This is a genomic window from Exiguobacterium sp. 8A (genome assembly GCF_902506275.1).
In the GTDB taxonomy this organism is placed as follows: domain Bacteria; phylum Bacillota; class Bacilli; order Exiguobacteriales; family Exiguobacteriaceae; genus Exiguobacterium; species Exiguobacterium profundum.
This window is the reverse complement of record NZ_LR733630.1, coordinates 1,679,383-1,703,399: the sequence shown is the minus strand read 5'-3', so window position 1 is coordinate 1,703,399 and position 24,017 is coordinate 1,679,383. Positions and strand designations below refer to the sequence as shown.

28 protein-coding genes are annotated in these 24,017 nt (G+C 48.6%); 27 read left to right on the top strand and 1 reads right to left on the bottom strand.

The features are described from left to right. Positions 1-14 precede the first annotated feature (14 nt). From prfA to GVY42_RS08700, 6 genes are read left to right on the top strand one after another with little or no spacing between them, the layout of a single operon-like run. Positions 15-1,085, top strand: coding sequence for a peptide chain release factor 1 (prfA, locus tag GVY42_RS08725; protein ID WP_159562981.1), 1,071 nt, complete (start codon positions 15-17; stop codon positions 1,083-1,085). Further along, a complete protein-coding gene (prmC, locus tag GVY42_RS08720) occupies positions 1,082-1,942 on the top strand; it encodes a peptide chain release factor N(5)-glutamine methyltransferase (RefSeq protein ID WP_159562980.1) in 861 nt (286 codons plus the stop codon). Before prfA ends, prmC begins: the two co-directional genes overlap by 4 nt. After that, positions 1,923-2,933, top strand: coding sequence for an L-threonylcarbamoyladenylate synthase (locus GVY42_RS08715; RefSeq protein WP_159562979.1), 1,011 nt, complete (start codon positions 1,923-1,925; stop codon positions 2,931-2,933). Before prmC ends, GVY42_RS08715 begins: the two co-directional genes overlap by 20 nt. A 21-nt stretch (positions 2,934-2,954) precedes the next feature. Beyond that, positions 2,955-3,455, top strand: a complete 501-nt coding sequence (locus tag GVY42_RS08710) for a low molecular weight protein arginine phosphatase (RefSeq protein WP_012727381.1) — start codon at positions 2,955-2,957, stop codon at positions 3,453-3,455. 4 nt (positions 3,456-3,459) lie between these two features. Continuing rightward, entirely contained in the window at positions 3,460-3,900 is a 441-nt protein-coding gene (gene rpiB, locus GVY42_RS08705; RefSeq protein ID WP_012727380.1) for a ribose 5-phosphate isomerase B, read from the top strand. A 5-nt stretch (positions 3,901-3,905) separates the two neighbouring features. Next, positions 3,906-4,439: a TIGR01440 family protein gene (locus tag GVY42_RS08700; RefSeq protein WP_201302252.1), complete on the top strand. Its 534-nt coding sequence runs from the start codon at positions 3,906-3,908 to the stop codon at positions 4,437-4,439. 54 nt (positions 4,440-4,493) lie between these two features. Here the strand turns inward: GVY42_RS08700 and GVY42_RS08695 are convergent, their stop codons facing one another. Then, entirely contained in the window at positions 4,494-5,279 is a 786-nt protein-coding gene (locus tag GVY42_RS08695; protein ID WP_159562978.1) for an alpha/beta hydrolase, read from the bottom strand. A gap of 131 nt (positions 5,280-5,410) precedes the next feature. Here GVY42_RS08695 and glyA point away from each other — a divergent pair, with 131 nt between their 5' ends. The 21 genes from glyA to murA all read left to right on the top strand — a co-directional run bounded on the left by glyA (position 5,411) and on the right by murA (position 23,970). Beyond that, positions 5,411-6,664, top strand: a complete 1,254-nt coding sequence (glyA, locus tag GVY42_RS08690; RefSeq protein ID WP_159562977.1) for a serine hydroxymethyltransferase — start codon at positions 5,411-5,413, stop codon at positions 6,662-6,664. 4 nt (positions 6,665-6,668) lie between these two features. Beyond that, complete coding sequence (locus GVY42_RS08685; RefSeq protein WP_159562976.1) at positions 6,669-7,616, top strand: hypothetical protein; 948 nt, start codon at positions 6,669-6,671, stop codon at positions 7,614-7,616. 100 nt (positions 7,617-7,716) lie between these two features. After that, the gene (locus GVY42_RS08680; protein WP_031422247.1) at positions 7,717-7,965 is read left to right on the top strand and encodes a hypothetical protein; all 249 of its coding nucleotides are present in this window, start codon (positions 7,717-7,719) and stop codon (positions 7,963-7,965) included. Positions 7,966-8,030: 65 nt separating this feature from the next. Continuing rightward, positions 8,031-8,708 carry a response regulator transcription factor gene (locus GVY42_RS08675; RefSeq protein ID WP_012727368.1) on the top strand — a complete coding sequence of 226 codons (678 nt, stop codon included), beginning with the start codon at positions 8,031-8,033 and terminating at the stop codon, positions 8,706-8,708. Between the two features lie 3 nt (positions 8,709-8,711). Beyond that, positions 8,712-9,947, top strand: coding sequence for a cell wall metabolism sensor histidine kinase WalK (locus GVY42_RS08670; RefSeq protein ID WP_159562975.1), 1,236 nt, complete (start codon positions 8,712-8,714; stop codon positions 9,945-9,947). A 108-nt stretch (positions 9,948-10,055) separates the two neighbouring features. Further along, positions 10,056-10,754 (top strand): hypothetical protein, encoded by a 699-nt coding sequence (locus GVY42_RS08665; protein WP_159562974.1) that lies wholly within the window; start codon positions 10,056-10,058, stop codon positions 10,752-10,754. Positions 10,755-10,958: 204 nt separating this feature from the next. After that, positions 10,959-12,170, top strand: a complete 1,212-nt coding sequence (locus GVY42_RS08660) for a hypothetical protein (protein ID WP_159562973.1) — start codon at positions 10,959-10,961, stop codon at positions 12,168-12,170. 98 nt (positions 12,171-12,268) lie between these two features. Beyond that, entirely contained in the window at positions 12,269-12,898 is a 630-nt protein-coding gene (gene upp, locus GVY42_RS08655) for a uracil phosphoribosyltransferase (protein ID WP_012727364.1), read from the top strand. Positions 12,899-13,562: 664 nt separating this feature from the next. Next, complete coding sequence (locus GVY42_RS08650) at positions 13,563-13,790, top strand: hypothetical protein (RefSeq protein WP_012727363.1); 228 nt, start codon at positions 13,563-13,565, stop codon at positions 13,788-13,790. Next, entirely contained in the window at positions 13,787-14,194 is a 408-nt protein-coding gene (locus GVY42_RS08645) for an ATP synthase subunit I (protein WP_074035722.1), read from the top strand. The genes GVY42_RS08650 and GVY42_RS08645 overlap by 4 nt, the downstream gene beginning before the upstream one ends. Beyond that, positions 14,194-14,931, top strand: coding sequence for a F0F1 ATP synthase subunit A (gene atpB, locus GVY42_RS08640; RefSeq protein WP_074035724.1), 738 nt, complete (start codon positions 14,194-14,196; stop codon positions 14,929-14,931). The genes GVY42_RS08645 and atpB overlap by 1 nt, the downstream gene beginning before the upstream one ends. A gap of 65 nt (positions 14,932-14,996) precedes the next feature. Continuing rightward, complete coding sequence (atpE, locus tag GVY42_RS08635; protein WP_012727360.1) at positions 14,997-15,218, top strand: F0F1 ATP synthase subunit C; 222 nt, start codon at positions 14,997-14,999, stop codon at positions 15,216-15,218. 71 nt (positions 15,219-15,289) lie between these two features. Beyond that, complete coding sequence (gene atpF / locus GVY42_RS08630) at positions 15,290-15,817, top strand: F0F1 ATP synthase subunit B (protein ID WP_074035726.1); 528 nt, start codon at positions 15,290-15,292, stop codon at positions 15,815-15,817. Continuing rightward, entirely contained in the window at positions 15,817-16,350 is a 534-nt protein-coding gene (locus tag GVY42_RS08625; protein WP_159562972.1) for a F0F1 ATP synthase subunit delta, read from the top strand. Before atpF ends, GVY42_RS08625 begins: the two co-directional genes overlap by 1 nt. A gap of 18 nt (positions 16,351-16,368) precedes the next feature. Beyond that, on the top strand, positions 16,369-17,877 hold the full coding sequence (atpA, locus tag GVY42_RS08620; RefSeq protein ID WP_078147660.1) for a F0F1 ATP synthase subunit alpha: 1,509 nt from the start codon (positions 16,369-16,371) through the stop codon (positions 17,875-17,877). 36 nt (positions 17,878-17,913) lie between these two features. Continuing rightward, positions 17,914-18,771: an ATP synthase F1 subunit gamma gene (atpG, locus tag GVY42_RS08615; protein WP_074035890.1), complete on the top strand. Its 858-nt coding sequence runs from the start codon at positions 17,914-17,916 to the stop codon at positions 18,769-18,771. A gap of 34 nt (positions 18,772-18,805) precedes the next feature. Further along, complete coding sequence (atpD, locus tag GVY42_RS08610) at positions 18,806-20,224, top strand: F0F1 ATP synthase subunit beta (protein WP_159562971.1); 1,419 nt, start codon at positions 18,806-18,808, stop codon at positions 20,222-20,224. A 28-nt stretch (positions 20,225-20,252) separates the two neighbouring features. After that, positions 20,253-20,663, top strand: coding sequence for a F0F1 ATP synthase subunit epsilon (locus GVY42_RS08605; protein ID WP_012727354.1), 411 nt, complete (start codon positions 20,253-20,255; stop codon positions 20,661-20,663). A 151-nt stretch (positions 20,664-20,814) separates the two neighbouring features. Then, the gene (locus GVY42_RS08600) at positions 20,815-22,005 is read left to right on the top strand and encodes an EAL and HDOD domain-containing protein (RefSeq protein WP_159562970.1); all 1,191 of its coding nucleotides are present in this window, start codon (positions 20,815-20,817) and stop codon (positions 22,003-22,005) included. A gap of 200 nt (positions 22,006-22,205) precedes the next feature. Next, on the top strand, positions 22,206-22,424 hold the full coding sequence (locus GVY42_RS08595) for a DUF1146 family protein (RefSeq protein ID WP_031422262.1): 219 nt from the start codon (positions 22,206-22,208) through the stop codon (positions 22,422-22,424). Between the two features lie 244 nt (positions 22,425-22,668). Next, positions 22,669-23,970 (top strand): UDP-N-acetylglucosamine 1-carboxyvinyltransferase, encoded by a 1,302-nt coding sequence (gene murA, locus GVY42_RS08590; RefSeq protein WP_012727351.1) that lies wholly within the window; start codon positions 22,669-22,671, stop codon positions 23,968-23,970. Positions 23,971-24,017: the final 47 nt, after the last annotated feature.

Here is a 24,017-nt window from a genome sequence, read left to right as displayed (position 1 = left end):
AAGGACGGATCATCATGTTTGACCGTTTAAGTGTATTAGAAGATCGTTACATGCAATTGAATGAAATGCTCGCCGATCCTGAGGTGCTCAGTGACTCGACGAAGTTGAGACAATATTCGAAAGAGCAGGCACAACTAGAAGAGACGGTACAGATGTATCGTCAGTATAAAGAAACAAGTACAGCTTTCAAGGAAGCGAAGACGATGCTTGAAGACCGGACGCTCGACGCCGACATGCGTGAATTGGCAAAAGAAGAGATGAACCTCCTCGAGCCAGAAGTCAAAGAGCTAGAAGCGAAACTGCGGATTTTATTGCTTCCAAAAGACCCGAACGATGACAAGAACGTTATCGTCGAAGTCCGAGGAGCAGCAGGCGGAGACGAAGCGGCACTCTTTGCAGGAGATTTATATAAGATGTATACGCGATTCGCTGAACGTCAAAATTGGAAAGTGGAACTCATTGACGCGAACTATACCGAACTCGGTGGATTTAAAGAAGTCACGTTCATGATCAACGGGGCAGGTGCCTATTCAAAGCTCAAGTTTGAGAACGGAGCCCATCGTGTGCAGCGAGTCCCATCGACTGAATCGGGCGGACGAATTCATACGTCCACAGCAACGGTTGCCGTTCTTCCGGAAGCAGAGGATGTCGAAGTGCATATCGATATGAAAGATGTACGAGTTGATACGTTCACTTCATCTGGTCCAGGGGGACAATCGGTCAACACGACGCAATCAGCTGTCCGTTTGACACACATTCCTTCAGGGCTCGTCGTATCATGTCAAGATGAGAAGTCGCAGCATAAAAACAAGGATAAGGCGATGAAGGTCCTTCGAGCACGCCTGTATGACAAAATGCAAAGCGAACATATGGAAGAGTTGTCTGCGCAACGAAAATCGGCTGTCGGAACAGGTGACCGTTCCGAGCGAATCCGCACATACAACTTCCCACAAAGTCGTGTCACAGATCATCGGATTGGATTGACCCTTCAGAAGTTAGACCGTGTCCTAGCAGGTGAACTCGAAGACATTATCGACGCACTCATCATGGACGAACAGGCACGTCTCATGGAGGATGCGGAATGATGCGGATTGCCGCGCTACTTAAGCAGACGGAAGAACGACTAGTTGAAGCTGGGCGCGACCGTGCGGCTGCCGAATGGTGGCTCATGCATGTGTTGCAAGTCGATCGCACCGGTCTCCTCGTTCGTTTGTCGGATGAATTGTCTTCAGATGAAGCGGCACGGTTCGAGACGGGAATCGAGCGTTTATTGATCGGAGAACCGGTACAACACGTGATTGGACATGCTCCGTTTTACGGGCGCTCGTTTGAAGTGAACCGGGATGTGTTGATTCCGAGACCAGAAACGGAAGAGTTGATCGACTGGGTACTTGGGCAACTTCGTCACATTAAGGATGATGAGATTGTCGATGTCGGGACAGGAAGCGGGGCCATTGCGATTACCTTGAGCCTCGAGCTCGGCGTACGTGTACAGACGGTCGATATTTCGCGTGAGGCGATTGAAGTCGCTAAACGAAATGCAGCCACACTTGGCGCAACTGTACGGTTTTATGAAGGAGACGGGCTCGCACCGATTGCGGACCACTCGATTCGCGTTCTCGTCTCAAATCCGCCTTACATCGAGGCCGATGAGCTGTTAGATGAGACGGTCGTCGGCTACGAACCGCACCTTGCGCTCTTCGGAGGGAAGGATGGGCTCGACATGTATCGGCAATTAATATTGGAATCGGTGCGCGTCTTACGTGCCGATTGGCATTTGATTGCGTTTGAAATCGGGTATAACCAAGGACAAGATGTGAAATCATTACTGTCTGAACGTTATCCTGAAGCAGAAACGGGTATTTTAAAAGATATAAACGGCAAGGACCGTATCGTCTATGCCGTAAGGGAAGGGATTGCGTATGGAAACGAAATGGATTAATTCGAATGAGATTGAAGAGGGGGTACGTCTTCTTCAAGCGGGTGAAATCATCGCCATGCCGACAGAAACCGTCTATGGTCTCGCTGGAGATGCCATGAACGATGTGGCAATTCGAAAGATTTTTGAGGCAAAAGGTCGTCCGTCGGATAACCCGCTCATCGTCCATATCGCTTCAATTGACCAAACGAGTTTGTTTGTCGATTCGATTCCTCCTGTTGCCAAACGCTTAATGGATGCGTTTTGGCCAGGCGCTTTGACGATCATCTTGCCTTCAAACGGACGAGCCTCTTCGCTCGTGACCGCAGGCCTCGATTCCATCGGACTCCGGATGCCGAATCATCCGGCAGCACTCGAGTTGATTCGTAAGTCAGGGTTAGGGCTTGCGGCTCCGAGTGCGAATCGTTCCGGACGACCTTCGCCGACAACTGCTCAACATGTCGCGGATGATTTGAACGGACGAATCGCAGGAATCGTGGATGGGGGTCCTACCGGAATCGGAGTCGAGTCAACCGTTGTGGATTGTACGGGGGACACGGTAACGATTTTACGACCAGGTGGTGTGACGCGAGAAGAAATGGAAGCTGTCATTGGACCGGTCGCCTTAGATGCCAATTTGAGTAACGATGAAGCCACACCACGATCGCCGGGAATGAAGTACACGCACTATGCCCCAACGGCACCTGTTTTTTTAGTCGATGGCACACGCAAAGATTTAGAACGTGTCATCGAGGAGCGGAAGCAAGCGGGGTTGCGAATCGGTGCACTCGTCTTCGACGAGAACCCGACACCGGCTGAGGTCACGTATTCACTTGGGACCTCGATGGAAGTGGCGGCGCAACGTTTATACGACGCGCTTCGTCGATTTGATGAAACAGACGTGGATGAGATTTATGTGAACACGATTGAACCTGTCGGAGTCGCACTTGCCGTCTATAACCGTTTATACAAAGCGGCGGGCGGAAAGATTGTGCACCCGACGAAAGATGCCTAAAGACATAGAGGAGGACACGCGATGTCAATGAAACGCGTATTATTCATATGTAGTGGCAACACGTGCCGAAGCCCGATGGCGATGGCCTTGCTCCGTTCGAAGATGACCGGGGATGAGTTTGATATTCGCTCAGCTGGTCTACGGACGATGCAAGGATTCGATGCTTCAGAAAACGCACTGCAAGTTCTCAGAGAACGTGGGATTGAGCTCGATCATGTCACCCAGACGTTCGATGAAGTGTTAGGGAATTGGGCGGATATCATCTTGACGATGACACGCGCACACCGTGAACAAATTCGGGATACATACCCGGATTTGTCTGAGCGGACGTACACGCTCTATGAATTCGTGACGGGACTCGAACGGGACATCAACGATCCGTTCGGCGGTTCGATGAATGTGTATCGCCAGGTGCGAAACGAGCTCGAACCACTCGTGAATCGACTTGTGTTAAAATTAACGAATGATGGGTCAAAGGTGACGAAACCACCGAGACGCCTACCAAAGAAGACGGGGGAATGAACGAATGAAAATTGCAATTGGCGCTGATCATGGCGGCTTCAACTTGAAGAAAGAAATCGTAGCCTTGCTTGAGGAACTCGGACATGAGTATAAAGATTTCGGGACGCACTCAGCGGACTCGATTGACTACCCGGATGTGGCCATCCCGGTCGCAGAAGCGGTAGCGGCAGGTGAATTCGATCGTGGGATTTTGATTTGCGGTACGGGAATCGGAATCGGGATTGCGGCGAACAAAGTCAAAGGGATTCGTGCGGCACTCGTCCATGATTCATTCAGTGCAAAAGCGACACGTCAGCATAACGATTCGAACATCATGACGATGGGCGAGCGTGTCATCGGACCTGGTCTTGCACTCGACTTGGTGACGACGTGGCTCGATACGGACTTTGAAGGCGGTCGCCATTCAAACCGTGTCGACAAGATGAGTGCTTACGAATCGAAGTGAGTCAAATGAAGACGGAACTTCTCGGATTTTTGACGGAGCTTCACGAACGGTTCCCTTTGAATGATGAGCGCATTCTCGTCATTGGATGCTCGACGAGTGAAGTGCTCGGAAAAACGATTGGGAAGGCAGGTTCCATTGATGTCGCAAGCGAATTGATGGAAGCATTCCTTGAATTTAGAAAGAAGACAGGTGTCCATTTGGCGTTTCAAGGGTGTGAGCATATCAATCGTGCCCTCACCGTTGAGCGCCGGACACTCAAACAGTTCGGTCTCACAGAAGTGACGGTCGTCCCGATCCGGTCCGCGGGCGGAGCGATGTCAGAGAAGGCTTATGCCAACTTTGATGAACCATGTGTCGTCGAATCGATTCAAGCAGATGCCGGGATTGATATCGGCTCGACATTGATTGGGATGCATTTGAAACCGGTCGCGATACCGGTTCGGTTATCATCGAAGCATCTCGGAGAGGCGTACGTCACGTTCGCAGTCACGAGACCGAAACTGATTGGTGGGCCACGGGCTCAGTATCCAAATAAATGAAGAAAGCATCGCATTTAGGTTTTTCGACCGAATGCGATGCTTTTTTTGTTCAAATTATAAATCTTCTCCAAAAAGATAGGAGATGACCATCGGGAAACGCTCACGCCAGGCGAGCTCGTTGTGAACTCCTTCTTCAATCACTTCGAAGCGGATGTGTTCGACCTTGTCTTTTAACAAGTTGTACACGCGTTCGCTCGACTCACAATACATCTCGTTCGTCGGTCCATTTTCGATCGGTTCCTCGACTTCTTTTGCGCCGACGTCCAAGTAAAGACGCTCGACGCCCTTCAAATCGCTCGCTTCAATCAATTGTTCCAGCTCGGTTTGGTTGAACCAAAATGCAGAGGACAGGGAAGCGACACGCTTGAAGACGTCTGGATATACACATGCTGCATATATCGAGATGAGCCCACCCATCGAACTTCCCATCATCGCTGTTTCTTCCGGAATCGTCCGATAGTCAGCATCGATTTGAGGTTTCAATTCCTGCGCGATGTATTCGATATACGCCGAACCCTGCCCGCCGAGCACGATGTCACTTCCGAGCAAACTCTCACCGATATAAGGGTTTTCCCACGGTCCATACTCATCGAGTCGTTGTTCGCCTGGTGCACTATCGAGGGCGACGACAATCAAGTCACGCTTCGAGGCGTCTAAATATTCACCGACGCGCCAGCTCATGTTGTAGCTCGCATCCTCGTCATCAAAACAGTTCTGTCCGTCGTGCATGTAGAGGACCGGATATCGTTTTTCGGAAGTCTCGTAGTCGGCAGGTGTGTAGATTCGGACCGTTCGTGTCCGTTCGAACGGTGTGATCGTCAGTTCTTTTGTCTCAATCATAAATGGCCTCCTCACAGTTACATTCTTATTAATGATACCCAACTTTTCATCAGATTATTGCGATACCCAAAAAAACAAGCGTGTGGTACGATGGGGGTGTTGATTTTTAGACATTTAGAGGGGGTCTTCACATGGTAAACACGACGAAGTTGAAAGTGCAGGATGCGGAATTATTTGAGGCAATGCAACACGAGCTCGGTCGTCAGCGCGACAACATCGAACTCATCGCTTCAGAAAACTTTGTTTCAGAAGCGGTCATGGAAGCGCAAGGAGGCGTATTGACGAACAAATATGCAGAAGGATATCCGGGACGCCGCTATTACGGTGGCTGTGAGTTTGTCGACGTCGCTGAGAACTTGGCGCGTGACCGTGCGAAAGAATTGTTCGGTGCAGAACATGCGAACGTACAACCACACTCGGGTGCACAAGCGAACATGGCAGTCTACTTCACGGTGCTTGAAGCAGGAGATACGGTTCTCGGAATGAACTTGTCTCATGGTGGTCACTTGACGCACGGTAGCCCGGTCAACTTCTCAGGTGTGCAATATAACTTCGTCGAATATGGTGTAGACAAAGAGACAGAACACATCGATTACGACGTCGTCGCTGCACTTGCGAAGGAACATAAGCCAAAATTGATCGTTGCGGGAGCGTCGGCATACCCACGTACAATCGACTTCGCGAAGTTCCGTGAGATCGCGGACAGTGTCGATGCTTATCTTATGGTCGATATGGCGCACATTGCTGGACTCGTGGCAGCAGGTCTGCATCCGAACCCGGTCGAACATGCGCATTTCGTCACGACGACGACGCACAAGACGCTCCGTGGACCACGTGGAGGGATGATTCTTTGTAAAGAAGAGTTCGCCAAAGCGATCGATAAGTCGATTTTCCCAGGGATTCAAGGAGGACCGCTCATGCACGTCATCGCGGCAAAAGCGGTCGCGTTCGGTGAGGCACTCCAACCGGAATTCAAAGATTACCAACGTCAAGTCATTGCGAATGCACAAGCACTTGCGGCAGGCCTTGAAGAAGAGGGGCTCCGAATCGTATCGGGCGGAACGGACAATCACCTCTTGCTTGTCGATCTTCGAGGAATCGACATCACAGGTAAAGCAGCTGAGCATGCATTGGATGCAGCAGGAATCACGGTCAATAAAAACACGATTCCATTCGACCCAGCATCACCGTTTGTCACAAGCGGAATCCGTCTTGGAACGGCTGCGATGACGACTCGTGGCTTCAAAGAAGCGGATATGAAAGAAGTGGCACGTCTCATCGGGCGTGTGCTGAAACAACATGAAGACGAGGCGGTAATCGCGGAAGCACTTCAAGACGTGCAATCGTTAACGGCGAAGTTCCCGCTTTACCCTGAACGAGGCTGAGTCAATGGATATTCGGACACTAGCAGAACGAGAGCTATCCGAACTTCCATTGTTCGATATGACAGAATGGTTGGCTCGTAAAGGGGAATACGATCCTTCTTTCCGTCTTGTCGCCAGTGAGTTTGGTGTCATCACGACGCTCCTCGACCATGGCTATTATGAAGAAGCGAGCGAACGAATCGTGCCGCTCCTCGGGATGAAAGTGCCTGCTGCTTTCCATCGACTAGGTCTTGCGCTAGAAGTGAAGGCGAACGGAAGAAAAGCGGCCAAGCGCCGCTTTCGTTCGTTCTCGTCGGCTGTCATCCAACATTCTGATTTAGCCGAGTGGCGACAGGCGTTCAAGCTCGATAAGAAATGGCTTGGACTTCCGCTAGTGGTCAGTCTTGCGGCTGGAGCGCTCATATTTTGGCCAGATGCCGAACCGCCCGTCGTCTCGCCGGACGAGCCGGACGAAGTCGTTGTCGAGACCGTAACGGAAGAAGAAGCACTCGCAGAACGCCTTGAAGAGCTCGAGGCAGAAGTCGCCCGACTCGAAGAAGAGAATGAGAAACTTCAAGATTCGGACGAACAGAAGCCAAAGGAATCAACTGAAGAAGCACCGGACACATCAACGGATGTTGTACCGCTGGCTGAGGTAGAAGCACTTGTTCAAGATAAACAGTATGAAAAAGCCGACCGCCTATTAGGTGGAAAAGCGAAAGTCGGACAAGAACAAGCAGTTGGGTTTTATCGACTTCTTGTCGACAATAAATTGGGACAAGCGGACATTGCGGACTATGCAGCTTATCTCGAATCGTATCCAGAATCTGGTTACAAGGCAGATGTCCTTTGGATGAAAGGGATTGCCGAGAAAAAAGCGAATGACCCGGCGTACCGTGAAACGTTGACGACCGTTTCTGAGATGGAAGGGACGTATTGGGCACCGATTGCGAAGTCCGTGCTCGAAGAATAAGGTGCTACATGAGTAGCGCCTTTTCTCATGAAATTCTAATGAAGTACACCACGATTTCTCGTTTTCCTGTCGTATGATTTGAGGTAGGAGGGATGCGTGTATGAAACGTGTAATGAAAACCATTGGAACAACTTTATTGGCGATCGGACTTATGGGAATCGGACTTGCCGGATTTTTGTTCTTCACTTCACCTGGACAATCCAGCCTGTCGCAACTATCGCTAGCGGCGCTGGAAGTCGAACAGCAGATGGAACAAGTCGATACGAAGTGGGATGAATGGGAAGATGATTTAGAAAGACGAATCGAGCAAGCCGTTCCAGAAGGCGTTCGTCTGTTTTTTGCGGATTGAATTCGGGAAATGAATAACAATACGTCGAGCGAACTGCTCGGCGTTTTTTCAAAGGAGTGAGCAGGATGCAGACGATTCTCGTCGTAGAAGATGATTCGAAGATTGCGCGATTACTGGAGTTGGAATTGAAGCATGCGGGGTATGCGGTCATGGTGGCGACAGACGGTCGTACCGGTTTGGAACGAGCTCTCGCTGACGATGTCGACCTCGTGTTGCTTGACGTGATGTTACCTCAAATGAGTGGACTCGAGGTGGTCCGTCGTCTGAAAGAAGAGCGACCTTTGTTACCGGTTCTGATGGTGACGGCCCGTGGTGATCGATACGACAAAGTGAGTGGTCTTGATCTTGGTGCAGATGATTACATCACGAAACCATTTGAAATAGAAGAGGTGCTCGCACGAATTCGGGCATTTTTACGAATGCGCCAGCTTGTTCGTCAGGACCATTCTGAACAGGTGTTGACGTACGAAACATTGACTGTCGACGTGAATCGTCATGAAGTATATTGTGACGGAAAGAAAGTAGATTTGACTCGACGTGAGTTTGACTTGTTGGTCTTCTTTTTAGAGAATCCGGAGCGTGTTTTGACGCGTGACCAACTCGTCGAACACGTGTGGGGATTCGACTACTATGGGGATACGAATGTCGTGGACGTGTATGTCCGATACGTAAGGAAAAAACTGACCGGCTCTTGGATTCAAACGGTTCGCGGTGTCGGCTATATGTTGAAGCGTGGTGAGTGACCGATGCTACGAACAAAAATTGCGTGGGCGATGACAGGGTTCATGTTGTTGCTTCTTCTCGTCTCCTTTGGCGTGACCTGGTTCGTCGCCAGACAGGAAATTGTCGATTCGCGTTTTGACGTGTTACTGCAGGCGTTGAATCTCTTGGAAGAAGATGTCCGGAATAGCGATGCGGTATTGTCGCTTCATGAGGACAGTGTCGTGTTAGAACGTCAAGAAAACGGTGAATGGGGAATCATCGGGGGAGAAGTGCCAGACGGAACGACGTTTCCCATCAATTATGGGGAACCGGCCCTCATCGATGATTGGTTTGTGGTCGCGACGACGGATGGACTAGCGTTCGGCTTTCAGGATCGAGATGTGAGCAATACGATTCAAGCGCTCGCAACCATTTTTCTCGTCATGTTCTTCCTTGCCGTTCTCTTGACGTTCCTAGGGACGTGGTGGATTTTACGTCAAGGTCTGTCACCGTTACGCCGATTGACAGAGACGATGGAACGGATCACGGAGTCCGGTAAGTTAGAGACAATCGAAGTGGCTGACCGAAAGGATGAAGTGACGACTCTTTCGGACGGATTTAATCATATGATCGAGCGAGTCGAAGGGACGATGGAGCAACAACGTCGTTTCGTCGCCGATGTTTCACATGAACTCAAGACACCGTTGACCGTCATCGAGGGCTATGCGAAGTTATTACAACGATGGGGACAAGAAGATGAGAGTGTACGTGCCGAAGCGATTGACCATATTTTAACGGAGTCGCGTCAAATGCGAAATGATTTGATTGAACCTATGCTCGAATTGAATCGATTTGCTGCACTCGAACAGGTAGAGCGAGAAGAAATCGATTTAGCTGAACTTGGGGAATCAATAGGAGAACGTTTTTTGCGGTCGCACGGCGTCCATTTACCTATTGAAGCTACAGGAAGCTGGTTTGGTCATCGTGAGTCGTTACAGCGGATTCTTGTCATCCTATTAGACAATAGTTTGAAGTATGCGGAAGAGACGAGCCTTCATTTGAAGAGTGATCGAATTGAGGTACGCGATCGAGGACCGATTCTTTCGGATGATGTGAGGAATCGGCTGTTCGATCGATTCTACCGATTAGATGAAGCGCGCGATCGCAGTGGGAGTGGTCTTGGTCTCGCGATTGCGAAAGAAGTGGCGGACTTGAATGAGTGGACGATCGGGAGTAGATCGAATCATCCGGATGGCAGTATATTTTTCCTGACTCGATGATGAATATTTCGCATTTTCTCATCAACTTCTAATGAAGCCTTAAATATGCTCTCACGGAAGAGGCTTATGATGAAAATAAGAAGAACACATCATGAGGAGGAAACAAACATGAAACGCATCGGTTGGATTATCGGCGCATTATTAGCTGTCATGGCAATTGTTGGAATTGGATTTTACGTAAACGGGAATCAGACGGATACGGTCATTGTTCCACAAGCAATCAATCAAGCGAGTGACGATCGATCAACGGGCAACCCAGATGACCCTGCTACATCGGATGGCTCAAGTAGCGCATCAGATGATTCGTCAGCAGCGCGAGTGGGAGATGGAGACGACTATGAACTATACGGGACGCTCGTGAAGTTATCGAAAGAAGATGTCACCATCAGCTTCAATGGAAAAGAGTCGACATACCCTTTAGCGGCGACACATGAAATCGATGACGATACACCGCAAGTGGGTGACCGGGTAAAACTCGAATTGAACCGAGATGATGAAGTGAAGGAAGTGGACCGTGAGAGTGGTGATGATGATGCGTATATTTACGGCACGCTCGTCAAACTAACAAATCAAGAAGTCACGATTAAGATTGATGGGAAAGACAACGTATATCCACTTGCCGCACGTTCTGAAATCGATGATGACACTCCGCGTGTCGGCGACCCTGTCAAACTTGAGCTAAATCAAGATGGGGCGGTCATTGAAGTCGATCGTGAATCAGAGGACGACCAGAATGAACAAGATGATTCTTCGCAGGACGACTCATCTCAAGATGACTCATCCGAGGATGAGCGAGAAGATGACTAATGAAGTGATAAAAAGGACTAATCTCTTGATGGATTAGTTCTTTTTTTGTTGCTAGACGTTGAAGCATAAAATGAGTTGGACCGCTTTCGTCAAATCGTCAGAAACGTAATAATTCTGAAATCATCACAAAAATAGGTTCTATGTTATGATGTACAAGAAAAATTTAGGTGGTTTCCACCTAATTGGGAATGAGGAGGAACATCAATGCGTACGTATTGGGGAATCTTGCTCAGTTGTATCTTGTTGAGTGGATGTGGTGCCGAGACGTTGAACGCGATTGAATTACGTCCTTTGTCTTCCTATCGAGTCGAGCAAGATCCTGAGATACCGTTAATGAAACAGACACAAGAGAAGCTACTTACATACTGTGAGCGTCGTCCGACAGATGTCTTACCAGAGCGACGAGCAAAGGTGGCGGAAGTGACATTTCATCATCCGCTCTATGAAGTACTCGGTTCCAAAACGGTGAAATATTTTGCGGCGGGGGATGAACGTTATGTCACCTGTGCGAACAGCAATGAGTTGATGGAGCGAACGTTTGCCGTGGAGCCGATTCAAGCGTTTGAAGCACTCGAACCAGATCATTTTCAAGAGTCGAAAGTGGTCTCGACAATAGAGTTTGAGCGCATCGATGACCTTGAATCGATTACAAGTACGTTCACCTTGAACGAGACGCATGAAGAAGTGATGCCCGATTCGGCTTTCCGTTATACGACACCGGATACGGGAGCGATCTATGTGACGTTCGAGACGATTCGAAACGGGCGTACACTTGACCCGATCATTGAACCAAAACTATTCCCGTTTCAAAGCGGAGAGAATGAAGGGTATGTTTTCTTGACGAGACGGGCCGATGATCGTCTCACCCTACAAATCGGAGAGACGTCCTCGCTCAAACAACTCGTCCTACCGAATATATATGAGGCTCCTTATATGAAAGTCGATCCGAAAGAAGAGATTTCACTAAAGGGAAATCATCGCGAACTCATGAAACGCATCATCTTATCGGACCGACCGATTGAAGGGGGTGTGGCTGAAGAGACGTCGTTATCGTTATCGAAAACATATGGAACGGTCCTTGAAATTTGGGGACATGTCCGCCGTCCTGTTACAAACAAGATGTCCACGCGCCCCGCCGAAGGGGAAACGCGCTTGGCGGTTTTTGAATCGGAACAAGATACAATCTGGCTAGACGGACCAAAAACGCAAGAGTTGTTTGACGCCTTGTCTCATATTCAGCCGCATGAAAAAACGTCTACAGCTGTCAAAATCGGAGACTTGCATTTGTATGAAGAATTGACTGAGCAATCCTTTGACGTATGGAAAACGGAAACAGAACTCTATTTAGTCGATCAACACACATCTCAATCGTATGAACTTCCGGGAAATGATTATTTCCAGGTCATTCAACCATAAGTGGCGTCTGACCTTTGATAAAATAGAAGTTGGCTCTACCCATCTCAACAGAGTTAGGGTACAATGCTCGAGAGAGAATGAGAGAGGAGTGAAGCAAGATGGGAAAAGTACATGTTTATGACCATCCTTTGATTCAGCACAAAATGACGATTATGCGTAAAGTAGAGACGGGGACGAAGCAGTTCCGTGAACTCGTCGACGAAGTTTCTTCACTTATGGCATACGAAATCACGCGCAGCCTACCCCTAACAGACGTAGAAATCGAGACACCGGTCTCTGTTTCCACTCAAAAGATGATTGCCGGCAAGAAATTGGGAATCGTCCCTATTTTACGTGCAGGACTTGGTATGGTGGATGGGTTCCTCAAAATGATGCCGAACGTAAAAGTCGGTCATATCGGTCTTTACCGCGATCCGGAAACACTTGAGCCACACGAATACTACTTGAAACTTCCGACAGACGTCACAGAACGCGACTTTATCGTTGTTGACCCGATGCTCGCGACAGGTGGTTCGGCTGTTGATGCGATTGCATCACTCAAGAAACACGGAGCGAAGTCAATCAAGTTGGCATGCCTCTGCGCAGCACCAGAAGGCGTAGAGCGTGTACAAGCAGAACATCCGGATGTAGAGATCTATCTTGCTGCACTCGATGAAAAATTAAATGACCACGGTTATATCGTTCCTGGACTTGGGGATGCGGGTGACCGTTTGTTTGGTACGAAGTAATGACTTAAAAGCGAGAATCGCCTATGCGATTCTCGCTTTTTTTACGATTGACACTGAATAATATTTATCATTTACGGATGTCACAAAATAGACACAAAACTAGAGCGAGAAGAATGGCGAACTGGGATGGAATTTATCTATTCTTTCTTATTTAAACAGAATCCCTCGATTTCGAATATAAAACCAGGATTGAGAAAGGGATTTTGAACAGTATGAGATTCCTCACAAAAAAATGGGCGAAATCGCTCGACATGGTAAAAACATCCTCGGTATACTGATACAGGACGTTGAAAACGATTTCAAAATGAAGTCAACAGACGTTTCGTAACTCTTTGTGAACGTAAGCGTTTACCGATTGAATTTTCCAAAACGTGGGGGTATAACTGAACTATTCTTCATCTGATTCCGTTTGTGAAATGTTATAAAGTCAACATTTTTATTTCAACGTTTCTTCACACTTTCTTAAAAAAGTGCTTTGATCGTTTAGTTTATGAAGTGCGTAAAACTATTGATACGAATTGATTTAAAGCGCTTTTATAATTGTGAAATTCATTGACTTCTTATGCCATTTCTATTACTCTGAACTTGTGTGACTTTTGATGGTCACGCGAGTGTGAATTCGTGAAGAACAAGGGAGCACGTGAGACTCGAAAGGGGGATTTGGATGGCGAAAAAAGACAATCGTTATCTATCCTATGCCTCGCTCGCTTCACAAATCTCGACAGCACTTGCTGGACCGATTGTCATCGGTTATCTCGTCGGACAGTACGGCGAAAGACGTGAATTTTGGGGCACGTTTGGTTGGAATGTGTCGATTATCCTTGGACTCGTGTTCGGGGTTACGGCGCTAGTTCTCACCCTTCGGAGTTTATTGACAGGAGAGGACGAATGAATACGATTCAAGCAGACAGAAAAGCACAAAAAGAGTTGATGAAGCGTTATACGAAATGGTTTACCATTTGGTTTGCAATTTTGTTAGTTGGCGCCTTCATCGTCCCGATGTACAAAGCCGTTTTTCTCGGATTGTTCATCGGCGGGGTCGGGAGTCTCATCATTCTACATATGCAGAATCGAAGTGTCATACGTATGTATGACGTCATCGAGCATGGACGACGACCAAAGTCGCACGGGACCGTTTCAAGAATGGCGGTCGGTGCGTTAGCAGTGATAGTCGGTCTTCTCTACGAGGATCGAGTGTCCGTCATCGCGGTGGTAACTGGTCTAATCGCCGGCCACATCATACAATTTGGCGAGTTTACACTTGCCCAGCTCAGCAGGAAAAGAGGTGAATATTAATGGGTCATGAGTTTCCCACATATTCTCTGCACTTTGGGGACTATACGTTATACGGGAGCTGGACGAACGTCATTACAGTGCTAGTTGCAGCGTTACTCGTCTTCGTATTCGCCATTTGGGGGACAAGACGTTTGGCAATGAAGCCGACTGGCAAACAAAACTTCATGGAATTCTTCGCGGAGTTCGTACGTGGAATCATCGCAAGTGCGATGGACTGGAAGACAGGAGGACGCTTTATTGGATTTGGGATGACGTTGATTTTGTTCATTCTCTTCTCAAACTTGATGGGTCTACCGTTTAACGTCATTTCCGGACACTATTTGTGGTTCAACTCACCGACAGCCGATCCTTACGTAACCTTGGCGTTGTCGACACTCGTCGTTGCAATGTCGCACTATTACGGGGTGAAACTGCACGGATTGAAACACTATTCGGCGGAATTCGTAAAACCAGTCTGGTTCTTGCTTCCGATCAAATTGATCGAGGAGTTTGCGAACACGTTGACGCTCGGTTTGCGTCTATACGGTAACATCTTTGCCGGTGAAATCATGATTACCATCATCTTGGGACTCGCGATTACAGCCGAAGGCGCACTCAACCCGCTCGGTGCAATCTTTGCGGTCTTCCCAATGATTCTATGGCAAGGTTTCTCAATCTTTATCGGGGTTATCCAATCCTACATTTTCCTGACGCTTGCAATGGTGTACATCGGGCACAAAGCTTCGGCCGAACATTGATTCGGACATCTCGCCAAAGCGTTACAATCAAATTATTTACTTAACTTTTAGGAGGAATATACACAATGGAACAACTTAATCTTCTCGCAACAGCACTTGTTATCGGACTTGGAGCACTCGCAGCTGGTATCGGTAACGGTTTGATCGTATACGGAACAGTACAAGGGCAAGCACGTCAACCAGAACTCAAGAACGAACTTCGTCAAACAATGTTCATCGGTATCGGTTTGGTTGAGGCCCTCCCGATCATCGGTGTGGCTGTCGGTTTCCTTCTCCTCAACTCTTGATTCCGAGTTAACGAGAATAGCATGAGAGGGAGCACGTCTCCCTCACTTATTTAGTCAAGAGGAGGGTATGCATGGATACGATGATGATTGCAGCTGGTGCTGGCGGCGAAGGCCTCCGCATTCTGGATATGATCTTTACAATTTTCACATTCCTCGTACTCTTGGCCCTGTTGAAGAAATTTGCTTGGGGACCACTCCTTGGAATGATGAGACAGCGTGAAGAGTATGTAGCGAACGAAATTGAACTCGCTGAAAAGAGCCGCAAAGATGCGGAACATTATGTCGTTGAACAACGTGATGCACTCAGTGCAGCACGTACTGAGTCAAAAGAAATGCTCGACGCCAGCCGTCGACAAGCAGAAGCAGAACAAGCACGCTTGGTGGAGCAGGCGCGTTTGGAAGCCGAACAAATTAAAATCGAGGCAGAGAAAGCGATTGAGCGCGAGCGTGAGCTTGCGAAACAATCTCTTCAAACGGAAGTCGTCACACAGGCGCTTTCGGCAGCACGCCACGTCCTTCAAACAGACCTTAAAGGTGATGAAGCGAAACAGCGTGCCCTCGTCACAGACTTCCTGTCTAAAGCGAAAGGTGCGAACTGATGAACGCATCATTAGCAAAACGCTATGCCAAAGCGCTCTTCGACTTAGCGCGGGAACAAGGCACGCTCGACCAAGTCGAAGCGGAAGTGCGTCTGCTCGATGAAGTGCTCCACGCGACTCCTGAACTCATGGATCTCTTAACGAATCCGGCAGTCAGTGACAGCGAGCTTGCACAGCTTTTAAAAGACAGCTTTGGTGATATGACGGCGATTGTCGTGAACACACTTCTCGTCATGGTCGAAAACGACCGTGCGGCAGAGGTTCGCGCATTGCCACGTTACGTCCGCGAATTTATCAACGACTATCGTGGAATTGCAGAGGGTATTGTCACAAGCGCCTACCCATTGTCGGCAACAGACTTGAAAGACGTCGAACTCGTCTTCGGACAGAAGCTCGGGAAGACGCTCCAATTGAATAACGTCGTCGATGAAGAAGTCATCGGTGGACTCCGTGTCCAAGTCGGATACACGACGTACGATGATACGATCGAAACGAAACTTACACGCCTTGAGCGTGAATTGTTGAATGCGTAAGAAATAGGGGTGAATTCAATGACAATCAAAGCTGAAGAAATCAGCGCCCTGCTAAAAGAACGAATCGCTTCGTACGGTTCTGAAATCGAAGTCAGTGAGACAGGTACAGTCATTCAAGTAGGTGACGGTATCGCTCGTGCACACGGACTCGATAACGTTATGGCGGGGGAACTCGTAGAGTTCTCTAACGGCGTAATGGGCTTGGCGCAAAACTTAGAAGAAGGTAACGTCGGGATTATCATCCTTGGCGATTACAAAGGCATCAAAGAAGGCGATTCTGTCAAACGTACAGGTCGCATCATGGAAGTTCCAGTTGGTGAGGCACTCCTCGGACGTGTCGTCAACCCGCTCGGACAACCAATCGATGGTCTTGGACCAATCGTGACTGACAACTATAACCCGATCGAGCGTAAAGCTTACGGTGTTATGGCTCGTAAATCGGTTCACGAACCACTTCAAACAGGAATTAAGGCGATTGACGCCCTCGTTCCAATCGGTCGTGGTCAGCGTGAGCTCATCATCGGTGACCGTCAAACAGGTAAAACATCTGTTGCCATCGATGCGATCATCAACCAAAAAGAAGAGAACATGATTTGTATCTACGTTGCAATCGGTCAGAAAGAATCGACTGTACGTGGCGTAGTAGAGACGCTTCGTCAAAACGGCGCACTTGACTACACAATCGTTGTTTCGGCATCGGCATCACAGCCGGCACCACTTCTTTATCTCGCGCCATTCGCAGGGGTATCGATGGGTGAGTACTTCATGGACCGCGGACAACATGTCCTCGTTGTTTATGATGACCTTTCGAAACAAGCGGCAGCTTACCGTGAGCTCTCGCTCCTTCTCCGTCGTCCTCCAGGCCGCGAAGCCTACCCAGGGGATGTCTTCTACCTCCACTCACGCCTTCTTGAGCGTGCTGCGAAGTTGAACGACGAACTCGGCGGTGGTTCATTGACAGCACTTCCGTTCATCGAGACACAAGCATCGGATATCTCAGCATATATCCCGACAAACGTTATCTCGATCACAGACGGTCAGATCTTCCTTCAGTCGGACCTCTTCTTCTCTGGGGTACGTCCAGCGATCAACGCCGGTCTCTCAGTATCGCGTGTTGGTGGTTCGGCACAGGTGAAAGCGATGAAGAAAGTTGCAGGTACACTTCGTCTTGACCTCGCGTCATACCGTGAGCTCGAAGCGTTCGCTCAGTTCGGGTCAGATCTCGACAAAGCGACACAATCGAAGTTGAACCGTGGTCAGCGTACGGTTGAAGTCTTGAAACAAGACTTGAACGCTCCGCTTTCTGTAGACAAGCAAGTTATCATCATCTACGCACTCACGAAAGGTCATCTCGATGACATCCCAGTCACAGACATTCGTCGTTTCGAAACAGAAATGAACGCATGGCTTGACCAAAACCGTAAAGACCTCTGCCGTGAAATCCGTCAGACAGGAAACCTTCCTTCAGACGAGGCAATGGTCGACGCAATTACGGAATTCAAAAAGACGTTCTCGCCATCGGTTTAATCCGGTGACGAGCGTCTATTAAGGTGGTGAATCGAAATGGCATCATTACGTGAGATCCAGATGCGGATCACCTCGACCCAAAGCACGAAGCAAATCACGAAAGCGATGAACATGGTGTCGGCATCGAAGTTGAACCGGGCCCAAGGGAACAATGCCAACTTCAAGCCGTACATGGACAAGTTGCAAGAAGTCATCTCGTCGATCGCCGGTGGTACATCAGGCGCGACACACCCGATGCTTCAAGTACGTCCCGTCAAACGGACTGGTTATATCGTCATCACGTCAGACCGCGGACTCGCAGGCGGATATAACGCCAGCGTCTTGCGTGACGTGTACCGCGAACTTAAAGACAAGCACACATCAACAGATGAGTATCGTCTTTACGTAATCGGAAAAGTCGGTGTCCAGTTCTTCAAGTCACGCAACATTCCGGTGTATAGCGCGATGACAGGGCTAAACGACCAACCAACTTTCGTTGAAGTCGCAGAAATCGTCAAACAGACGGTTGGTGCCTTCAGCGAGAGCGAGATTGATGAATTGAAGCTTTGCTACAACTCGTTTATCTCGGTCATCAGCCAAGAAGTGAAGATTCAACAATTGCTCCCGCTTGGGGATATCGAACAGTCCGCATCCAATGTGATGTATGAATACGAACCAGAAGAAGAAACGATCTTAGCGGCGCTCCTCCCACGTTATGCGGAAGGACTCATCTATGGCGCATTGCTCGATGCGAAAGTATCAGAGCATGCAGCCCGGATGACGGCGATGTCGAGTGCGACAGATAATGCGGATGAACTCATTCGCGGACTCAAACTCAAGTTCAACCGCGCGCGTCAAGCAGCGATCACACAAGAAATCACAGAGATTGTCGGAGGTGCGTCGGCGCTTGAATAAGCGCACGCTCTCTAGATTGTAGGAGGCTAACACGATGAACGAATACGGCATGAAAGGCCGCGTAGTCGCAGTCATGGGCCCAGTTATCGACGTAAAGTTCGACAACCACTTACCGAACATCTATAACGCTCTCAAAGTCACACACGTGGCAGCGACAGCTGACGATGTTAGTGTCGACTTGACGCTCGAAGTAGCTGTTCACCTTGGTGACGACACGGTCCGTACGATTGCGATGGACTCAACTGACGGCGTTCGCCGCGGTATGGAAGTACTTGACTTAGGTTCACCGATTTCGGTACCAGTTGGAGAGATGACACTTGGGCGTGTCTTCAACGTTCTCGGTAACCCAATCGATGATAAAGAAGTGGCAGCTGACGTGCTTCGTGCACCGATTCACCGTCAAGCGCCAACATTTGACGAATTGTCAACGAAAGTTGAAATCCTTGAAACAGGGATTAAAGTCGTCGATCTTCTCGCACCTTATATCAAAGGTGGTAAAATCGGTCTCTTCGGTGGTGCCGGTGTAGGGAAGACCGTCCTCATCCAGGAACTCATCAACAACATTGCGCAAGAGCACAGCGGGATTTCTGTATTCGCAGGAGTCGGTGAGCGTACGCGTGAAGGAAATGACTTGTTCCACGAGATGACGGACTCAGGCGTTATCAAGCAAACAGCGATGGTCTTCGGTCAGATGAACGAACCACCTGGTGCACGTCTCCGTGTTGCCTTGACTGGTTTGACAATGGCAGAATACTTCCGTGATGAGCAAGGACAAGACGTTCTTCTCTTCGTTGATAACATCTTCCGTTTCACACAAGCAGGTTCTGAGGTTTCGGCCCTTCTCGGACGTATGCCATCGGCGGTAGGTTACCAGCCGACACTTGCGACTGAAATGGGTATGCTTCAAGAGCGAATCACATCGACTGCGAAAGGATCGGTTACATCGATTCAAGCGGTTTATGTACCAGCCGATGACTATACGGATCCGGCTCCAGCAACAACGTTCGCTCACCTTGATGCAACAACAAACCTTGAGCGTCGCCTCTCAGAGATGGGGATTTACCCAGCCGTTGACCCGCTCGCATCGACTTCACGTGCCCTCTCTCCTGAAATCGTAGGGAAAGAGCACTATGAAATCGCGCGTAACGTTCAACAGACGCTTCAGCGCTATAAAGAACTTCAAGACATCATCGCAATCCTCGGGATGGACGAGTTGTCTGAAGACGATAAACTCACGGTTCACCGTGCACGTCGTATTCAGTTCTTCTTATCACAAAACTTCCACGTGGCTGAGCAGTTCACGGGCCAAAAAGGTTCGTACGTGCCAGTCAAAGAGACAGTACGCGGCTTCAAAGAGATCCTCGAAGGTAAACACGACGATCTTCCTGAAGATGCATTCCGTCTCGTCGGTCCAATCGAAGACGTCATCGAAAAAGCGAAGACGTTGGTCTAAGACCTACGCGGAAGGGGGAAACTAGACGATGAATACTGTTCACGTCAACGTCGTCACCCCGGATGGTGCAGCCTTTGAAGGAGACGCACGAATGGTCATCGCCAAATCGGTCACTGGTGAGCTTGGTATTTTGCCAAAGCACATCCCGATGGTGACGCCACTCGACGTCTCAGTCCTCAAGCTGCGCCACGAAGATGGTGGACGCACGCTGATCGCAATCAGCGGCGGTTTCATGGAAGTTCGTCCCGACACGGTGACGATCTTAGCTGAAACAGCCGAAATGGCGGATAAGATCGACTATGATCGCGCTTCTGCGGCGAAAGTTCGTGCCGAGCGTCGTCTTCAAGACACGAAGCTCTCGGAACTCGAATTCCGTCGTGCGGAACTTGCGCTCAAAAAAGCGATCAACCGCTTAAGCATTCGCGATATGAAAGAATAAGAATGACTCTCACACGAAAGTGTGGGAGTTTTTTTGTTGTTTTTTGGAAAAGATGGGTCTTTTGTCGTGCTTCTAAATGACGGGACTAGTAAAAAATATATGGAAGAAGACCGATAATAAAGGTGGGAACTACCGTAAAGGAGATTAGGGAATGAAAGTTTACGTTGCGCGACAACCAATTTTTGACCAACAATTACGCGTTTGCGGCTACGAATTGTTATATCGCCGCAGCGAAAATAATATTTTTGAGAACGTAGATGATTCGTTGGCAACAGCTGACGTCATTCATAACGCTTACCTTGTGTTCAATTTTCGGGAATTGACAGAAGGGACGCGCGCGTTCATCAATTTCCCTCAGACGTTGATTGAAGGGGAAGTGCCTTCGTTACTACCACGTCAATCGCTCGTCGTCGAAGTGCTCGAACATGTCGAACCGACGGAGAAAGTATTACAGTCTCTCCGCTCGTTAAGACGTCAAGGTTATACGATTGCACTGGATGATTTCGTATTTGAAGAGAAATATCGCCCATTGATTGGACTCGCCGACATCATCAAAATCGACTATCAAGCGACCCCAGTCGATCAACAGCAAAAATTGATTGATGCGCTCGGACACCGAGTCGAATTTTTGGCGGAAAAAATCGAGACACCCGCAGAGTATGAGATTGCGAAACGACTCGGATATAAAATGTTCCAAGGGTACTTCTTTAGTCGTCCCATCGTGGTGCACGGGGCCGAAGTGCATCCGTTGCGTCACACGCTCATTGAAATGTTGAAAGAGCTCGATTGTCCGGAACCGAGTTTTCGACGGATTTCAGCGCAAATTGAGCGAAGTGTCGACCTATCCTATAAGATGCTCCGTACGGTCAATACGGTGTATCAAAAAGGTCGTCGAACGATTGAATCAATCGAGCAAGCCGTCGCACGAATCGGACTAGATGAGTTGAAACGATGGTCGTATTTGATGCTTCTTCGAGAGATGCAGACGTCTGAATCGAAAGAACTGATTAAACAGAGTGTCATTCGCGGAAAAATGATGGAGTTGATTGCGGAGGATACATTGACAGATGTATTACCGTTTGATGCATTCATTACGGGAATCTTTTCATCACTCGACGTCATTCTCGATGAGGCGATGCAAACGTTGATTGCAGAGCTTCCGGTGGCGCCTCCTGTAAAGGCAGCGTTACTCGGTGAACAGAACGGTTTGCGAAAGTTGTTAGAGGATGTCATCGACTACGAACAGTTGACGATTCCGCTCCATAACACAGATTCGGATTGGTCTCAATATTACGTCGAAGCGATTCGCTGGTCTCGTAGCCTTGACGAATCGATTGAATAATGTTTGAAATATGTGAGGGGCGTCAATTACTGTAGTAAGACCTTACTGCTGATGACGTCCCTTTTGGTGTGCTTGTAGAGAAAGTGAGTTGATCGAATGGTTCAAACCGCTCGAAGCTTAAGACCCTAAGTCTTTTTTTCTCTAACATGTCATGATATGATTAAAAATGGTACGAATTTTAGAAAAGAGGGGAATCGTCGATGGTCAATACCGTATTTTCGCTAGCGATTTATATCATAGCGATCTACGTCGCTTGGTGGGCACTCTTACCCGTCAAATGGGATAAGTTGCTCAATCAAGTGAGGAGTCCGCAAGCTGCTGTCTTGCGCGTTCTCGTAGCGGTTGTCTTCGGTTCACTGATTGCCCAGTTCTTTTTGGAGTACATTCGACTGGCGCAGGCGCTCGCACCTATACAGTAGTCGCAGAATATTTAACAAACTGTAATCCTGCTGTAACGACTCCTATATGATTATCATGTAGGATAAATTCGTCTGACATGATGTTTTTTTCATTCAATTTGCACTTATTTATTATTCAGATTGATTAATGAATGAAAAATCATCACGTTTTGCAAACCATTCAAATAATCGACATCATCACATCCGGATTCGGATATCGACGCACTATATAAAAAAACAATGAAGTTGGAGGACAAAGAGAGATATGAAGGATTTGATCGTAGTCCGTGGAGGACGTAAACTGTCAGGTACTGTGCGCGTTGAGGGAGCAAAAAACGCCGTACTCAAAACATTGGTTGCCACTCTATTAGCTAGCGAAGGAAAGTCAATCTTACAAAACGTACCACGTCTTGCTGACGTGTACACGATTAACAAAGTACTTCGTCACCTCGGTGCAGAGGTATCGTTCAATGAAGAAAAGAATGAAGTAACTGTCGATGCGTCGGGCGACATCAAAGATGAAGCACCGCTTGAGTACGTGCGGAAGATGCGTGCTTCAATCCTCGTCATGGGACCTCTTCTTGCCCGTCTCGGTCACGCTCGTGTAGCAATGCCGGGCGGATGCTCAATCGGCTCACGTCCGATTGACCTCCACTTAAAAGGATTCGAAGCGATGGGTGCGAAAACGGTCATCGGAAACGGATTCGTAGAAGCTTCTGTAGAAGGCCGTCTCCAAGGCGCTAAAATCTACTTGGACTTCCCATCTGTTGGTGCGACAGAGAACATCATGATGGCAGCTGTGCTTGCAGAGGGTACGACTATCATCGAGAACGTTGCAAAAGAACCTGAGATCGTCGACCTTGCGAACTTCTTAAACGGAATGGGCGCACACGTTCGCGGTGCAGGTACAGAAACAATCCGCATCGAAGGTGTAGAAACACTTCGCGGTGCAGAACACTCGATTATTCCAGACCGCATCGAAGCAGGTACGTTCCTCGTTGCTGGTGCGATCACAGGTAGTGACATCGAAGTCATCGGTGCAGAACGTGAGCACCTTCGTCCATTGATTTCAAAAATGGAAGAAATGGGTGTCCACTTCGAGGATACGGCAGAAGGCATGCGTGTCACGGCACCAGACGAATTGAAGCCGGTTGATGTGAAGACGATGCCACACCCAGGATTCCCGACAGACATGCAGTCACAAATGATGGCACTCGTCTTGAAAGCGGGCGGTACATCTGTCATCACGGAAACGGTGTTTGAGAATCGCTTTATGCACGTCGAAGAGTTCCGTCGTATGAACGCGGACATTAAGATTGAAGGACGTTCAGCAATCGTCAAAGGTGGCGTACGCCTTCAAGGAGCGGAAGTTGTCGCAACGGACCTTCGTGCCGGAGCAGCACTTATTCTAGCAGGTCTCATCGCGGAAGAAGAGACACGCGTTGGAGATTTATATCATATCGACCGTGGATACGTTGACTTCCACAAGAAACTTCAAGCACTCGGTGCTGACATCGAGCGTATTGAAGGAACTGTCGAAGTTGCTGAAGAAATGGTTCAGAACTAAGAAACGAGCACGAATTAGAGGGCGAGGAGAGACTCTTCTCGCTCTTT

Coding starts and splice junctions, on each gene's coding strand:
- prfA (WP_159562981.1), top strand. CDS start 15: ATGTTTGACCGTTTAAGTGTATTAGAAGATCGTTACATGCAATTGAAT.
- prmC (WP_159562980.1), top strand. CDS start 1,082: ATGATGCGGATTGCCGCGCTACTTAAGCAGACGGAAGAACGACTAGTT.
- GVY42_RS08715 (WP_159562979.1), top strand. CDS start 1,923: ATGGAAACGAAATGGATTAATTCGAATGAGATTGAAGAGGGGGTACGT.
- GVY42_RS08710 (WP_012727381.1), top strand. CDS start 2,955: ATGTCAATGAAACGCGTATTATTCATATGTAGTGGCAACACGTGCCGA.
- rpiB (WP_012727380.1), top strand. CDS start 3,460: ATGAAAATTGCAATTGGCGCTGATCATGGCGGCTTCAACTTGAAGAAA.
- GVY42_RS08700 (WP_201302252.1), top strand. CDS start 3,906: ATGAAGACGGAACTTCTCGGATTTTTGACGGAGCTTCACGAACGGTTC.
- GVY42_RS08695 (WP_159562978.1), bottom strand. CDS start 5,279: ATGATTGAGACAAAAGAACTGACGATCACACCGTTCGAACGGACACGA.
- glyA (WP_159562977.1), top strand. CDS start 5,411: ATGGTAAACACGACGAAGTTGAAAGTGCAGGATGCGGAATTATTTGAG.
- GVY42_RS08685 (WP_159562976.1), top strand. CDS start 6,669: ATGGATATTCGGACACTAGCAGAACGAGAGCTATCCGAACTTCCATTG.
- GVY42_RS08680 (WP_031422247.1), top strand. CDS start 7,717: ATGAAACGTGTAATGAAAACCATTGGAACAACTTTATTGGCGATCGGA.
- GVY42_RS08675 (WP_012727368.1), top strand. CDS start 8,031: ATGCAGACGATTCTCGTCGTAGAAGATGATTCGAAGATTGCGCGATTA.
- GVY42_RS08670 (WP_159562975.1), top strand. CDS start 8,712: ATGCTACGAACAAAAATTGCGTGGGCGATGACAGGGTTCATGTTGTTG.
- GVY42_RS08665 (WP_159562974.1), top strand. CDS start 10,056: ATGAAACGCATCGGTTGGATTATCGGCGCATTATTAGCTGTCATGGCA.
- GVY42_RS08660 (WP_159562973.1), top strand. CDS start 10,959: ATGCGTACGTATTGGGGAATCTTGCTCAGTTGTATCTTGTTGAGTGGA.
- upp (WP_012727364.1), top strand. CDS start 12,269: ATGGGAAAAGTACATGTTTATGACCATCCTTTGATTCAGCACAAAATG.
- GVY42_RS08650 (WP_012727363.1), top strand. CDS start 13,563: ATGGCGAAAAAAGACAATCGTTATCTATCCTATGCCTCGCTCGCTTCA.
- GVY42_RS08645 (WP_074035722.1), top strand. CDS start 13,787: ATGAATACGATTCAAGCAGACAGAAAAGCACAAAAAGAGTTGATGAAG.
- atpB (WP_074035724.1), top strand. CDS start 14,194: ATGGGTCATGAGTTTCCCACATATTCTCTGCACTTTGGGGACTATACG.
- atpE (WP_012727360.1), top strand. CDS start 14,997: ATGGAACAACTTAATCTTCTCGCAACAGCACTTGTTATCGGACTTGGA.
- atpF (WP_074035726.1), top strand. CDS start 15,290: ATGGATACGATGATGATTGCAGCTGGTGCTGGCGGCGAAGGCCTCCGC.
- GVY42_RS08625 (WP_159562972.1), top strand. CDS start 15,817: ATGAACGCATCATTAGCAAAACGCTATGCCAAAGCGCTCTTCGACTTA.
- atpA (WP_078147660.1), top strand. CDS start 16,369: ATGACAATCAAAGCTGAAGAAATCAGCGCCCTGCTAAAAGAACGAATC.
- atpG (WP_074035890.1), top strand. CDS start 17,914: ATGGCATCATTACGTGAGATCCAGATGCGGATCACCTCGACCCAAAGC.
- atpD (WP_159562971.1), top strand. CDS start 18,806: ATGAACGAATACGGCATGAAAGGCCGCGTAGTCGCAGTCATGGGCCCA.
- GVY42_RS08605 (WP_012727354.1), top strand. CDS start 20,253: ATGAATACTGTTCACGTCAACGTCGTCACCCCGGATGGTGCAGCCTTT.
- GVY42_RS08600 (WP_159562970.1), top strand. CDS start 20,815: ATGAAAGTTTACGTTGCGCGACAACCAATTTTTGACCAACAATTACGC.
- GVY42_RS08595 (WP_031422262.1), top strand. CDS start 22,206: ATGGTCAATACCGTATTTTCGCTAGCGATTTATATCATAGCGATCTAC.
- murA (WP_012727351.1), top strand. CDS start 22,669: ATGAAGGATTTGATCGTAGTCCGTGGAGGACGTAAACTGTCAGGTACT.